Raw genomic sequence first — 12,384 nt, 5'->3', positions numbered from 1 at the left:
CCCGCAAGAAAACGCCGGGCCGCCCCAGGTTTTCTTGCATCCCTCGGGGGGCTGGCGCCAAGCGACAGGTGGGGGCCGTCAATAAGCATTGCTGCCCACAAAGCCCTTCCACAGCGTTAGCACGACGATCTTGATGTCGAGCCAGAAGGTCCAGTGCTGCATGTAGTACAGATCGAGCTTGACGCGGCCCATCATCTTTTCGATGCGATCGGTTTCGCCGCGATAGCCGTTGATCTGCGCCCACCCGGTAATGCCCGGCTTGATCCGGTAGCGGTGCATGTAGCCCTTCACCAGATCCTTGTAGATGTCGTCGTGTTCGAGCGCGTGCGGACGTGGACCCACCACCGACATCTCGCCGCGCAGCACGTTGATGAACTGCGGCAACTCGTCGAGGCTGGTGCGCCGCAGGAACGCGCCGACCGCGGTGATGCGCGGATCGCGCCGCGTGGCCTGGGTGATCTTGCCGGCCTCTTCGTGGTGGATCTTCATCGAGCGGAACTTGTAGATCTCGAACTGGTTGCCGTCGATACCCTTGCGCTTCTGCCGGAAGAACACCGGACCGGGCGAGCTCAGCTTGACCATCACCGCGATCACGACCATCACCGGCGCGAGCGCGGTCAACGCGGCGAGCGCGAACAGGCGGTCGAACACGCGCTTGGGCAGCACGCGCAGATCGGTGATCGGCGAAGCGGCGAGGTTGATCGCCGGCACGCCGAGCAGATCGACCATTGGCTGATTGAAGAGCGTGAGGCTGCGCACGTCGGGAATGAAGCGGATGTTCACGAAGTCGTTGCGCAAATCCATCACGAAGCGGTGAATCGCTTTCTCCTTCGAGATCGGCAGCGCAAGCCACAACTCGCGGATCGCGCGCTGGCGCACGAGGTGCAGCATGCGCTGATAGTCGCGCTCGACTGGCACGCCTTCGATCGCCTCGCCCGCGTCGGGGTCCTCATACGGATTGATGGTGCCGTCCTCGTCGAACACGACGACGGGGCTGAAGCCCGCATCCGGACGGCTGCGCATCTGCTGGATCAGAAAGCGCCCGTACGGCGCACCGCCCACGATCGCCACCGCGCGCTGATTGAAGCCTTCGCGGCGCAGTCCGCGCAGGATCGAATAGACGATCACCTTGGTGACGATCAGCAGCACGATCGTGGCCGCAGCCCAATAAACGAGCCACAACCGCGACAGGCTGTCCGAGCGGTGCAGGCTGAAGCTGATCAGCACGCCGGTGACTTCCACCAGCAGCCAGCCGCCCGCCACGCGGCACAGCAGGTCGTACAGCGGCTTGCCGCGCCACGACTGATAGATCCCGAGCGCCGGGAAAAATACCACCACCAGCAGGCAGTCGAACGCGAGCGAGACGCTTTGCATGTCGTCCAGCCACACGGCTTTCCCGCTGTGCACGGCCGCCGCAATGGCGGCACCGAGCGCGACCATGGCGATGTCGATGATTCTCGATAGAACGCTCAGCATGCGCTGCCCCTCAGTTCGTCAGTCAAGTGCCATCCGTTGGTTGGTTGAAATCCACTCCGGCGATGGGACGCACAACGCCGCTATCCGCGTCATGCCATTCCATGCGCGACGCGAAACTGTTCGAAGCGGTGCTAATTGCCCTTCTGTTTCCCAATCGAAAAGATCGCCTGAACGACCGGATCAGGAAATGTGTGCCGGAATGAGTGAATACCCTTGTACAGGTATAGATAAAGCGATATTAAAATTCCCACTGCAAGACCGCAAAATATCTCAAATTGTATCGGTCAATGTTTCGGCATTTTTTCTGAATTTTGTTCGGCATTTTTTACCGTTTCCGGTGTTTTTTCATCAGCCAGAACGCCTTTCCACAGGCCGATCCGGCGTCGTCCGATCGTTTTCCTACGAAGCTTACGCCACAGTCTCCGCGATCATTCTGCGATCCGGACGGCGATAAAAAAATAGCCCGTGATTTTTTTCGCGTAATTTTTCTTTTTAAAAAATTGGCGAGACATTTTTTCTTCATGAAATGGATAATTTTATTGATCGCTTTATATAGTTTCCATTTAACGCGCTTTTATTGATTCCCGGGTTCGTGATAAAAATCGAGGCATTCACCCAGCCTCGAGGAGTCCATCATGACAGCTCCGGTTACGGCCACGTCTGCCGACACCCGGTCCACGCAAGTCAAGTCCCTGAACGTCAAGCTCAAGGTTCATCCTGTGATTCTGGCGGGCGGCTCCGGCACGCGGTTATGGCCGATGTCGCGCGAACAGCACCCGAAGCAGCTCATCGGCCTGCTCGGCGACGATTCGCTGCTGCAGTCCACCACGCGCCGTCTCGAAGGACTCGAAGCCGGCTATCCGCTCACCGAGCAACTCATCGTGGTGGCCAATGAAGAGCAGCGCTTCACCACCGCCGAGCAATTGCGCACGAGCGGCAAGCCGACCCGGCTGATTCTCGAACCCACCGGACGCGACACGGCGCCGGCGCTCACGGTGGCCGCCCTCTCGGTCGCCGCGCAAGACGAAGACGGCATCATGGTGGTGATGCCCGCCGATCATGCGGTCACGGACATCGCCGGATTTCATGCGGCAGTGGCGACCGGCGTGCAGCATGCGGCAGCCGGGCATATCGTCACGATGGGTATCGTGCCGACGCGCGCGGAAACGGGCTATGGCTACATTCGCATCGGCGCAGCGCTTGGCACGACTAATGATATGCAGCAGGCCGGCACGCAAGCCGCCGGCAGGATCGGCGCGCACAAGCTCGATCGCTTCGTCGAGAAGCCGCATCTGGAGCTGGCGCAGCGGTATATCGAATCGCAGGAGTACTGGTGGAATAGCGGTATTTTCATCATGCGCGCGTCGACCTGGCTGAAGGCGATCCGCTATTTCCAGCCGGCCATTTACGAAGCGTGCGACGCGGCCTTCGCGGGCGGCAAGGCGGATGGCGACTTCTTCCGCCTGCAGCGCGACGCGTTCAGCGCCTCGCCGTCCAATTCGATCGACTACGCGGTGATGGAACAGCTCGGCACCGATCAGAGCGCGGCCACCGGCATCGTCGTGCCGTTGCAGGCCGGCTGGTCCGACGTGGGTTCGTGGGACGCGATCTGGGACATCTCGGACAAGGACGCCGACCAGAACGTGGGGCGCGGCCGTGTGATGTTCGAAGGCGCCGTCTCGACCTTCGCGCATTCGGAAGGACGCCTGATTGCCTGCGTGGGCACGCAGGACCTGGTGGTGGTGGAAACGGCCGACGCCATTCTGGTCGCCGACAAGTCGCGCGTGCAGGACGTGAAGAAGATCGTGGGCCGGATTCGCAGCGACGGCGGGCTGGAAGCGGCCAACCATCGCAAGGTGCATCGTCCGTGGGGTAATTACGATTCCGTCGACACCGGCGAGCGTTTCCAGGTCAAGCGGATCGTGGTGAAACCCGGTGCGCGGCTCTCGCTGCAAATGCATCATCACCGCGCCGAACACTGGATCGTCGTGCGCGGCACGGCGCTCGTCACGCGGGGTGAAGAGCGCTTTATCGTCTCCGAAAACGAATCGGCTTATATTCCGCTGGGTGTCACTCACCGGCTCGAAAATCCGGGCAAGATACCGCTCGAAATGATCGAGGTCCAGTCCGGTTCGTATCTCGGCGAAGACGATATCGTGCGCTTCGACGACACTTACGGACGCCAGTGACAAGTCACCAGCAAGCGTCGATCAACGGGCGTCGGCGAACGGCGTCCTTCTGACATCACCAGTGAATCACAACGAATGAAGCGGGAACCTGCGGCGGTTGCTCCTACCGGCCGCGGGGAACTGCCGTGCTCACCCTGCGTGGGAGATGAGTTCTGGGTACGACGTAAAACGATCCGATGCACTGCTCTCGGTCGCGGCGTTGACAGTAGCCGGCTCGCTGGGATAACGGCGCAGCGGACCACGAAACGCGTTCAGCGGTCCATGCAAAGGTGCGCCGTGACTGGCCGCGACCGGTTCGGGCACGTGGCGCAAGGCAGGCAGCGGACGAGCCGCCGTGGGCACCGGAGTTGGTGAAACATGCGCCGATGCCTGAGTCGATGCTTGCGTCGATGCACGAGCCGCAGCCGCGGATTCTGCTGCTGCCGCCAGCGTGAGGCATTCGCGATCAATCCACTGCCGCGCCCAGTCGAGCGCGTAGTGCTCCGCCGCATCCGCATCCGCAAAGCGCGGGCCGACGAGACCGGAACGCTCGACGCGTTTGCCGTCCTTCATGATTTCCGCCCATGCGCGAAACATGGCGTTCGGCACCCGCTCCGCCGCGACGTAAATCACGTAGCCACGATCGGCGATTTCCGTGCCGCGTGGCGCGAGGCTCAATGACAGCGGGCTGCGCCGGTCGTCGGGCGCGGGTGTGGCGCGCGCCGTCGCGACAGCGGAATTCAGACCATGCATGGCCGCATTGACCGCTCCCGCTTCGTCCGGACGAAACGCGTGCGGGCTCGCGACATCGACATATCGTGCGGGTGCGGCCGGCGCGCGCGATACCGGCGGCACGTCTGGCGCGACGTGCGCTGCTCCTGACAACTGACGGGTAATGTCCGCAATCGGATCGGCCGAACGCCAGTGGCTCAGGCTGTTGGACACGCCGGGCGCCTGCCACGACTCGGGACTTCTCCAGGACACGCCGCGCAGCGTTTCGTCGCGCGCGCGCGGGCTTTCCGCTACCGGTGCCGCAGGTTTGGCCGCGACGGGCGGCGCCGGCTGGGGGACGTACGCAAAGGTGCGCCCGGTTTGCGACAGCAGCCGAACCATCTCGAGGAGCGTGCCGTTCAACTGCCACTCTTCAAAACGGCGCCGGCAAGTGGGACCCGACGGATAGCGGCCGGGCAGTTTCGACCAGGGCTCGCCGGTTGTGAGTATCCACAACACGGCATTCGCCACGATGCGTGGTTCGGCGCGCGGCCGGCCGCGTCGATTTAGACGGACGGCCGGCTCATCTGAGACAAGCGCTGCCAGCAGCGCCCATTCGTCATTGCTTAGCTCATCGAAAAACATTGGATTTTCTCCACGCAGCCTGGCCGGGCCGCGGCTTTGGGACGCCACGGATTCAACTTTCACGATCCGTGTGCAGCCCGCGGTTGCACAAATATGTCTTGTACGTTCTGTCTGCCGGTCAAACCCGCCCTGTCTTAGTGCGGTTTATCCCTATTGCGAAGCACAAAACGTGGTCTCACTCGTGCATGGGAGAATTGTGCACGAAGCATACCATCCCCAGGGTTTCCGTGAATATGCGTGAGACAAGTGTTACGGATAGAAACAAACTTGTCCTTTTTGCTGCGTCTTTTCTCGCATTGCCGTCACACAAGTCCGGTTGGTTCTTGCTGAAAAATTACGCTATTGCAGCGCACAACAATGGGATATCGACGGCGAATTGGCTTTAACGAATCCCACCGTCTTCGAGGCATGAATTCTGGTCACCCCGGCAAGCGCCTGGACGAATGCCGGCAAGCAGGAAGCAATGATTGATGGTCTATGTGCTGCGCATCACCGTGCGGAGAATGGCGCCGCCCATCCGGCCCGGTGACGCCAGCCAAAAGCGCCTGAGTCCGCCGCTCAATGCCGCGCCGATACGCTCAGTAGACCTGGTTTCATCTCACTGGTTTCATGCATTTTTAAAGACTGCCGCCATCCCTTCCCTCGCCCCGCAGCGTGTTGCGAAGTGGCCGCCGGCCTTCCGTGAGCGGACGGCGGCGAACTGCCGGCATGCGTTGTGGTCAATGTTACCTAAACGACAGCTTATGGAATTTACTTCCGATTTACTATTCAGTTGCATCCGCAGCAATGCCCAATGCATGTTTTATTTTTTCACGTGACCGGCGCATTTCCTCGCGCTAATTCCGTTTGAATCCGCCTCGCACATTTAATCTGGATTGCATAACATAATTCGCTACGATCGCCATTGCCCTTTCATTCTCCAATACGTATTCGCTGCCCTCCCCGTCAGGGAAAACCAGCGTGAGCATCTGTCAACCGGATTGCCGTTCCGGCCGTTCTGGCAGACAGCATTTGCCATAATGGGCGTTGCCGAGGGTCCCGGATATCGCTGACGCCCGCGCGCATGAACCACCAAAAACGTTTTCACCACCGATGGAGTGTCACATGAAAGTCCAATCCGCTATCGCTACGCTGGTGCTGGGCGCTGTCCTCGTTTCTCCGGTGTTCGCACAGAACAGCCAGCAGACGAAAATGGCCGACTGTAACAAGCAGGCCGGTGACAAGAAGGGCGATGACCGCAAGGCATTCATGAAAACGTGCCTGTCCGCGAAGCCGGCGGCCGCTGCGCCGATGAGTCAGCAGGACAAGATGAAGGCGTGCAACACGCAAGCCACCGGCAAGAAGGGTGATGACCGCAAGGCGTTCATGAAGAGCTGCCTGTCGTCGGCACCGTCCAACTAAACATCGTGAGTCAGCGCCGCGCCAGCAGCGCGGCGCGCGAGCGCCCTGCGCTCGAACAACGCAACGCCGTTTCCGGCACGCCCGCTTCCCACTCTCCGCCCCACGCCCACCCCGGGCGTCCGCCCGAACGCGCCATTTTTCTTCTATGATGGCTGCGGAGACGGCCCACCCCCATATACAACATTAGACGGGCCGCCATCTTGTCGTTGGAGCTGCAGAGCATCCACGGAGGCAAGGATGGTATCGAAGCATAAAAACCGCTGGCTAAGGCGGTGGCTGGTCGTCATGATTTTCTGGGCAGTGCCCGTGGCGATCGTGGCGGTGAGCGAGATCCGCGAGGAAATGGCGTACAACGCCGTCGACCTCGACCGCGCACTGACCACCTGGAATTTCACCGACGCGCAACGCGCGGCCGGCGCCCCTGCGCGCTGTCACGGCAATCCCGACGAAGCGCGAGCCGCCGGTTGTCCGGCCGATGTGCTGGCCGCCAACGCGGCGCGTCAGCAGGACGCCCGCAACGAATACAGCGTGCGCCGCACTACCCTGATGGCTTATCTGTGGCACGCCTTCGTCGGTTACTGGGTCGTGCCGGCCGTCACGCTGTTTCTGATTGGTGTGCTGATCGGCATGCTGCGCCGCGTGCTGCGGCGTCCGCCGCCGGTCAAAACCCCGGCGAATCACGGATGACGGCGCGCCCGCTCCAGGCGCCGATCTGCGGCATCGACGCAACACTTTCACTTTGATTACAACGCTGATCCGCGGCGCGTGAAAATCGGTAAAAACGAACTGTTGGCGCCGCTGCCGCTTCAGTCCCCTTGAGCGAGGTCAAATCAGGCCCGATTTCCCGGAAGCCTGTTCCGATGCGCGGCCCGCGAGCCCGCGGGGCGCTCGCCGGCACCAGTCAAAATTACGGCACGATCTCTTAAGACTAGCCGGAAACCCCCGCCGCACAAGGCTTTTCGCCTGCCAAGGAAGCGCGCTATTTGTGCTTGCGTGTGATATAACTCAAAAGCAACCCGGCAACATCAGATGAGGTTGCGCCCCGGAACAATGACGGAGAAAAACGATGCAAAGACGAAACTTCATGTTGAAGACTACCGCTGCGCTCGCTTTCGGAGGCCTTGCACTGGCTGGTTGTACGACGAATAAAGGCAACCCGGACACCCCTGCCACCGACTCATCCAAGCGCCAGTCGATCGACGCTAGTGTCGAAGGCACGATGTCGCGGCTTTTCACGACTGTGCAGGGCTCGCGCGAACTGGTTTCGAAGGCGCGCGGCGTCCTCGTTTTCCCGTCGGTGCTTCAGGTCGGCTTTATCGTCGGCGGTCAGTACGGCGAAGGTTCGCTGAAGGTCGGCGGCGGCACGGTCGGTTACTACAGCACGATTTCCGGTTCGTTCGGCCTGCAGGCAGGTGCGCAGTCGAAGGCGATCATCTTCCTGTTCATGACGCAGGACGCACTGGACAAATTCCGCAATGCCGACGGCTGGTCGGCGGGCGGCGACGCCTCCGTCGCGCTGGTGAAGATGGGCGCCAACGGCGCGATCGACACCACCACGGCTACGGCTCCGGTCGAAGTGTTCGTATTGACCAATGCCGGCCTGATGGCCGATGTATCGCTGCAAGGCACCAAGGTTACGCGTCTGAAGATCTAAGGCGCGCGCGCCGGTCGCCGGACTGCGGGGTGTGCGTCTGATCCGCCGGGTTTCCGTGAGCAGCGGTGGCCGGATCAGACGCAATCCCGCGCAGCCCGCTTTGCAACGCAAGCAATGTGGCAGGCGCCGCGGCAGTGAGCTTTTGTGGTCCGCTCGCGGCTCGGCGCAGCCGGTCGCGCTGCCTGACGCCATTGTCCCGAATGCTGCAGCAACAAAAAAACGGCGATGCACTCAAATGCATCGCCGCTCTTTTTTCACCCCGCCACGCTCGCTGTCCAGATCTTTCCGGCTCAGCTTCCCGACGTGTCGATCACCTTGAAGCGCGAACGCTTCTGCGCGCGAATCACCGACTGATACGCGTTCACATACTGTTGAGCCATGCGGTGCGACGTGAAACGCTCCTCGAAGCGCTGCCGCACGCCCGCTCGCGGCATCTTGTGCAGGCGATTGACCGCCGCCACCGCGCCGATCTCGTCTTCCACGATAAAGCCCGTCACACCGTCTTCCAGCACTTCCGGCACCGAGCCGCGGTTGAACGCGATGACCGGCGTGCCGCATGCCATCGCTTCGATCATGACGAGGCCGAACGGCTCGGGCCAGTCGATCGGAAACAGCAACGCGTGCGCCCCGGACAGGAATTCGGCCTTCTGATGATCCGCAATCTCGCCGATGAACTCCACGTACGGCAAATCGAGCAACGGCCGGATGTCGCGTTCGAAATACTCGCGATCGGCGGCATCCACTTTGGCGGCGATGCGAATCGGCATGCCGCAGCGGCCCGCAATCCTGATCGCGGTGTCGACCCGCTTTTCCGGCGAGATCCGGCCGAGAAACGCAAGATACTTCTGCTCGACCGGCTGCGGCGTATAAAGCTGCTCCGGCAGGCCGTGATACACGGTGGTCAGCCACCTGGCCTGCGGCAGCGGATGGCGCTGCGCGTTCGAAATCGAGATCACCGGCGCGGTGTTGAAGGTGTCGAACACCGGCTGCTGCTCGGGCAGATCGAGGCGGCCATGCATGGTCGTGACAAACGGCGTTTCCTGGCGCTTGAACACCGAGAACGAGTAATAGTCCAGGTGGAAATGCAGGACGTCGAAATTCTCCGCCTGACGGCGCACCAGTTCCATGAGCAGCATATGGGGCGCCACGCGGTCGCGAATGCCCGGATCGAGACGCAGCGCGCGCGGCCAGACGGCTTCGAGTTTCGCGTTGGTCACGGAGTCGCCGCTCGCGAACAGCGTCACGTCATGGCCGAGATCGACCAGCGCCTCGGTGATGTACGACACGACGCGCTCCGTTCCGCCGTACAGCTTGGGCGGCACCGATTCGGTCAAAGGGGCGATCTGCGCAATCTTCATATTCTGTCTCCGTGAGCTGACGGCTTGCGCCTGCGGCGGTGCGCGTCAGCGGCGCTGGGTATGGACAGCGCCACTACCTCCGATCGATGCAATGGCCGCGCTGCGGCGCGGTGCACGACCGGCATCGACGCATTATTCACCACGGGACAACAAAAAGCCCCCAATCTTGCACTTTCTCGGCGCTGTTACATTCAGCTTACATGCGACTCGCCACCGAAACGGTCCCGCGGTTATCGGGCGGCCCATTTCCAGGGCGGCAGATCGCGCTCGTCCTCGTCGGTGATACGGGTGGCGCCGAAATGCTTCTCCAGCACGATCGACTGGCTCGCCTCCTCCCGTTCCAGCGCCGCGATCAGCCGCGCCGCGTGCGACACCACCAGCACCTGCGAATGTGCGGCCGCCCGCGCGATCAGGCGGGCGAGCGCCGGCAGCAGGTCCGGATGCAGGCTCGTTTCAGGCTCGTTCAGCACGAGAAGCTCCGGCGGCCGCGGCGTGAGCAAGGCGGCGACCAGCAGCAGATAGCGCAAGGTGCCGTCCGACAGTTCCGCGCCCTTCAGCGGCCGCAGCAGGCCATGCTGCTGCATCACCACTTCGAAGCGGCCGTCCTGTGTCGTGACGTCGAGGCTCGAACCCGGAAAGGCGTCGTCGATGGCGGCGTCGAGTGCGGCCGGGTCGCCGATCTCGCGGATGGTTTGCAAGGCCGCGGCGAGGTCCGCGCCGTCGTTCGCGAGCACCGGCGTGTGCGTGCCGATCTGCGGCAGACGCGCGGCCGCTTCGGCGTCGGTGCGGAAATGGTCGTAGAAACGCCACGAGCGGATCTGCTCGCGCACCGTGACCATCTCGGGCGCGGTGCGTGGATCGGAGAACTCCGTCATCATGCTGTCGAAACTGGCGACGGGTTGCGGAATGGTTTGCCAGTCGCCGTGCTCGTCGCGCGTGCGCAGCGCCGGGCCGTGCCGGTCCACCAGCAACGCCGACGGCCGCAGCACGGGGCCGCTCCAGATGCACTCGCGTTTGATGATCGGATCGAGCAGGAACTTGCTCGGCATGGGAGGCGGCGGCCGCTCCGGCGCAGGCAGACCCAGATCGATCGCGTAGCCGAACTGATCGCCGGCAAAGCCGAGCCGCAGGCTCACGGGCTCTTTGCGCCGCGTACCCTCCACCGGAAACTCGCCGGCCAGCACGGCGCGCGAAAAGCGTTCGGGACCGGCCCATAACGTGGACGGCAAGCCGCCTTCACGCGCCAATGAGGTAATCACGCCGCCGCGCGCGGTCTCCGCCAGCAAACGCAGCGAACGGTACACGCTCGACTTGCCGCTGCCATTGGCGCCCGTAATCACGTTCAGGCGGCCGAGCGGCACGATCAGCTCGCGCAGCGAGCGGTAACCCGCGACAGCCAGCGTGGTCAGCATGCGGCCACCCGCCATTCAGTCACGCACGCGCGCGTGTTCCGTAATTCCGCTACGCACCCGCACGCGGCGAATCGCCCGCGCGACGAACACGCCAGGTATGGGTCACGACGCCCCATCAGTTATGCCCGCCACCCTTGCCTGGCTGCTGCACCGGCACGCTGCGCAGATCGTGCAGGAACGTGTCGCGCCACACGCCGAGATCGTTCTTGCGCAGCGCGGCCATGTTGATTTCATGGCGCCGCTGACGTGCGTCGAGCGGCATCTGCAACGCGCGCTGCAAGGCTTCGCACATGCCGATCGCATCATGTGGATTGACGAGCAGCGCGCCGCTCAGCTCCGCCGCCGCACCCGCGAAAATCGACAGCACCAGCACGCCGGGATCGTCGGGATTCTGCGCGGCGACGTATTCCTTCGCGACCAGATTCATACCGTCGTGCAGCGGCGTGACGAAACCGATCTGCGATTCGCGAAACAGCGACATCAGCTTCCAGCGGTCGTACTGCTGATTCAGATAGCGGATCGGCGTGTAGTCGAGACCCGAGTAGCGGCCATTGATGCGCCCCGCTTCGTACTCCAGATCCTGGCGAATCTTCTGATAGGTGGCGACGTCCGAACGGGTGGGCGGCGCGATCTGCACCAGCGTGACGTTGCCGCGCCATTCCGGCGAGCGCTCCAGCAGATGCTCGAAGGCCCGGAACCGCTCGACCAGTCCCTTCGAATAGTCCAGCCGGTCGACGCTCATGATCAGCTTGCGCCCTTCCAGGCTCTGCTTCAGGTCGAGCACGTGCTGACGGCTTTCGTAGCGCTTCGCCTGCTCGGCGATTTCGTCGGGGAACACGCCGATCCGGTAGACGCCGGTGCGCAGCTTGCGGCCGAACGCTTCGACGAGACCGTCCGCACTCACCGTGCCGCGCGCGTGGCGCGTGACGTAATCCTTGAACGCGAGTTCGTCGGTGGCGGTCTGGAAGCCCAGCAGGTCGTAGCACGACAGCGACTTCACCAGTTCCTCGTGCGGCGGAATGTTGAGCAGGATCTGCGGCGCGGGAAACGGAATGTGCAGGAAGAAGCCGATGCGGTTCGTGACACCCTCGTTGCGCAGCGCCTCGGCGAACGGGATCAGGTGGTAGTCGTGAATCCAGATCACGTCGTCGGGTTCGAGCAGCTTGATCAGCTTGTGCGCGAGCCACGCGTTGACGCGCCGGTAGCCCGTGTATTCCTCGCGCTCGTAGCGCGCGAGGTCGTTGCGGTAGTGGAACACCGGCCACAATGTCGCGTTCGAAAAGCCGCGATAGTACTGGTCGTAATCCTTGCGCGTGAGCCCTACGGTCGCGAAGGTCACCGCGCCGTCCTGCTCCAGCGTCGGACCGGCGTTCGCGACGGTCTCGCTGACCACGTCGCCGCTCCAGCCGAACCACACGCCTCCGGCATCCTTCAGCGCGCCGAATACGCCGACCGCGAGGCCGCCGGCCGATCCCTTGGTTTCCGTCGGCGTTGCGACGCGATTCGACACGACGATCAATCGCCCCATGTTGCATGTCCTCCTTGGTTCGCGCGGCGCG

Annotated in this window: 10 protein-coding genes; 5 read left to right on the top strand and 5 right to left on the bottom strand. The window is 62.7% G+C overall.

Translation table 11 applies throughout. From position 1 onward, the window contains the following. Positions 1-78 precede the first annotated feature (78 nt). Positions 79-1,476 (bottom strand): undecaprenyl-phosphate glucose phosphotransferase, encoded by a 1,398-nt coding sequence (locus BXE_RS10865; RefSeq protein WP_011488343.1) that lies wholly within the window; start codon positions 1,474-1,476, stop codon positions 79-81. A 635-nt stretch (positions 1,477-2,111) separates the two neighbouring features. Here BXE_RS10865 and BXE_RS10860 point away from each other — a divergent pair. Next, the gene (locus BXE_RS10860) at positions 2,112-3,665 is read left to right on the top strand and encodes a mannose-1-phosphate guanylyltransferase/mannose-6-phosphate isomerase (protein ID WP_011488341.1); all 1,554 of its coding nucleotides are present in this window, start codon (positions 2,112-2,114) and stop codon (positions 3,663-3,665) included. Positions 3,666-3,794: 129 nt separating this feature from the next. Here BXE_RS10860 and BXE_RS10855 read toward each other — a convergent pair whose 3' ends face one another. After that, entirely contained in the window at positions 3,795-5,000 is a 1,206-nt protein-coding gene (locus BXE_RS10855; protein ID WP_011488340.1) for a transposase, read from the bottom strand. A 467-nt stretch (positions 5,001-5,467) separates the two neighbouring features. Here BXE_RS10855 and BXE_RS45815 point away from each other — a divergent pair, with 467 nt between their 5' ends. From BXE_RS45815 to BXE_RS10840, 4 genes are all read left to right on the top strand, one after another. Further along, positions 5,468-5,818, top strand: a complete 351-nt coding sequence (locus BXE_RS45815; protein ID WP_011488339.1) for a hypothetical protein — start codon at positions 5,468-5,470, stop codon at positions 5,816-5,818. 286 nt (positions 5,819-6,104) lie between these two features. Then, the gene (locus tag BXE_RS10850; protein WP_007181966.1) at positions 6,105-6,401 is read left to right on the top strand and encodes a PsiF family protein; all 297 of its coding nucleotides are present in this window, start codon (positions 6,105-6,107) and stop codon (positions 6,399-6,401) included. Between the two features lie 237 nt (positions 6,402-6,638). Beyond that, the gene (locus BXE_RS10845; protein ID WP_011488338.1) at positions 6,639-7,088 is read left to right on the top strand and encodes a hypothetical protein; all 450 of its coding nucleotides are present in this window, start codon (positions 6,639-6,641) and stop codon (positions 7,086-7,088) included. Positions 7,089-7,467: 379 nt separating this feature from the next. Beyond that, positions 7,468-8,055: a BPSL1445 family SYLF domain-containing lipoprotein gene (locus BXE_RS10840; RefSeq protein ID WP_007181968.1), complete on the top strand. Its 588-nt coding sequence runs from the start codon at positions 7,468-7,470 to the stop codon at positions 8,053-8,055. Between the two features lie 290 nt (positions 8,056-8,345). Here BXE_RS10840 and BXE_RS10835 read toward each other — a convergent pair whose 3' ends face one another. The 3 genes from BXE_RS10835 to otsA all read right to left on the bottom strand — a co-directional run bounded on the left by BXE_RS10835 (position 8,346) and on the right by otsA (position 12,353). Continuing rightward, positions 8,346-9,413, bottom strand: a complete 1,068-nt coding sequence (locus tag BXE_RS10835; RefSeq protein ID WP_011488337.1) for a glycosyltransferase family 4 protein — start codon at positions 9,411-9,413, stop codon at positions 8,346-8,348. Positions 9,414-9,643: 230 nt separating this feature from the next. After that, a complete protein-coding gene (locus tag BXE_RS10830; RefSeq protein WP_011488336.1) occupies positions 9,644-10,825 on the bottom strand; it encodes an AAA family ATPase in 1,182 nt (393 codons plus the stop codon). A gap of 115 nt (positions 10,826-10,940) precedes the next feature. Then, the gene (gene otsA / locus BXE_RS10825; RefSeq protein WP_011488335.1) at positions 10,941-12,353 is read right to left on the bottom strand and encodes an alpha,alpha-trehalose-phosphate synthase (UDP-forming); all 1,413 of its coding nucleotides are present in this window, start codon (positions 12,351-12,353) and stop codon (positions 10,941-10,943) included. Between the last annotated feature and the right edge of the window lie 31 nt (positions 12,354-12,384).

This window comes from Paraburkholderia xenovorans LB400 (genome assembly GCF_000013645.1).
Taxonomy (GTDB): domain Bacteria; phylum Pseudomonadota; class Gammaproteobacteria; order Burkholderiales; family Burkholderiaceae; genus Paraburkholderia; species Paraburkholderia xenovorans.
Note: the sequence above shows the minus strand (reverse complement) of the source record. Positions and strands in the feature narration are given on the sequence as shown.

Excerpts from the sequence above, each read along its gene's own strand:
- BXE_RS10845 (WP_011488338.1), top strand. The coding sequence starts at position 6,639 with ATGGTATCGAAGCATAAAAACCGCTGGCTAAGGCGGTGGCTGGTCGTC.
- BXE_RS10830 (WP_011488336.1), bottom strand. The coding sequence starts at position 10,825 with ATGCTGACCACGCTGGCTGTCGCGGGTTACCGCTCGCTGCGCGAGCTG.
- BXE_RS10840 (WP_007181968.1), top strand. The coding sequence starts at position 7,468 with ATGCAAAGACGAAACTTCATGTTGAAGACTACCGCTGCGCTCGCTTTC.
- BXE_RS10865 (WP_011488343.1), bottom strand. The coding sequence starts at position 1,476 with ATGCTGAGCGTTCTATCGAGAATCATCGACATCGCCATGGTCGCGCTC.
- BXE_RS10855 (WP_011488340.1), bottom strand. The coding sequence starts at position 5,000 with ATGTTTTTCGATGAGCTAAGCAATGACGAATGGGCGCTGCTGGCAGCG.
- BXE_RS10850 (WP_007181966.1), top strand. The coding sequence starts at position 6,105 with ATGAAAGTCCAATCCGCTATCGCTACGCTGGTGCTGGGCGCTGTCCTC.
- otsA (WP_011488335.1), bottom strand. The coding sequence starts at position 12,353 with ATGGGGCGATTGATCGTCGTGTCGAATCGCGTCGCAACGCCGACGGAA.
- BXE_RS10860 (WP_011488341.1), top strand. The coding sequence starts at position 2,112 with ATGACAGCTCCGGTTACGGCCACGTCTGCCGACACCCGGTCCACGCAA.
- BXE_RS10835 (WP_011488337.1), bottom strand. The coding sequence starts at position 9,413 with ATGAAGATTGCGCAGATCGCCCCTTTGACCGAATCGGTGCCGCCCAAG.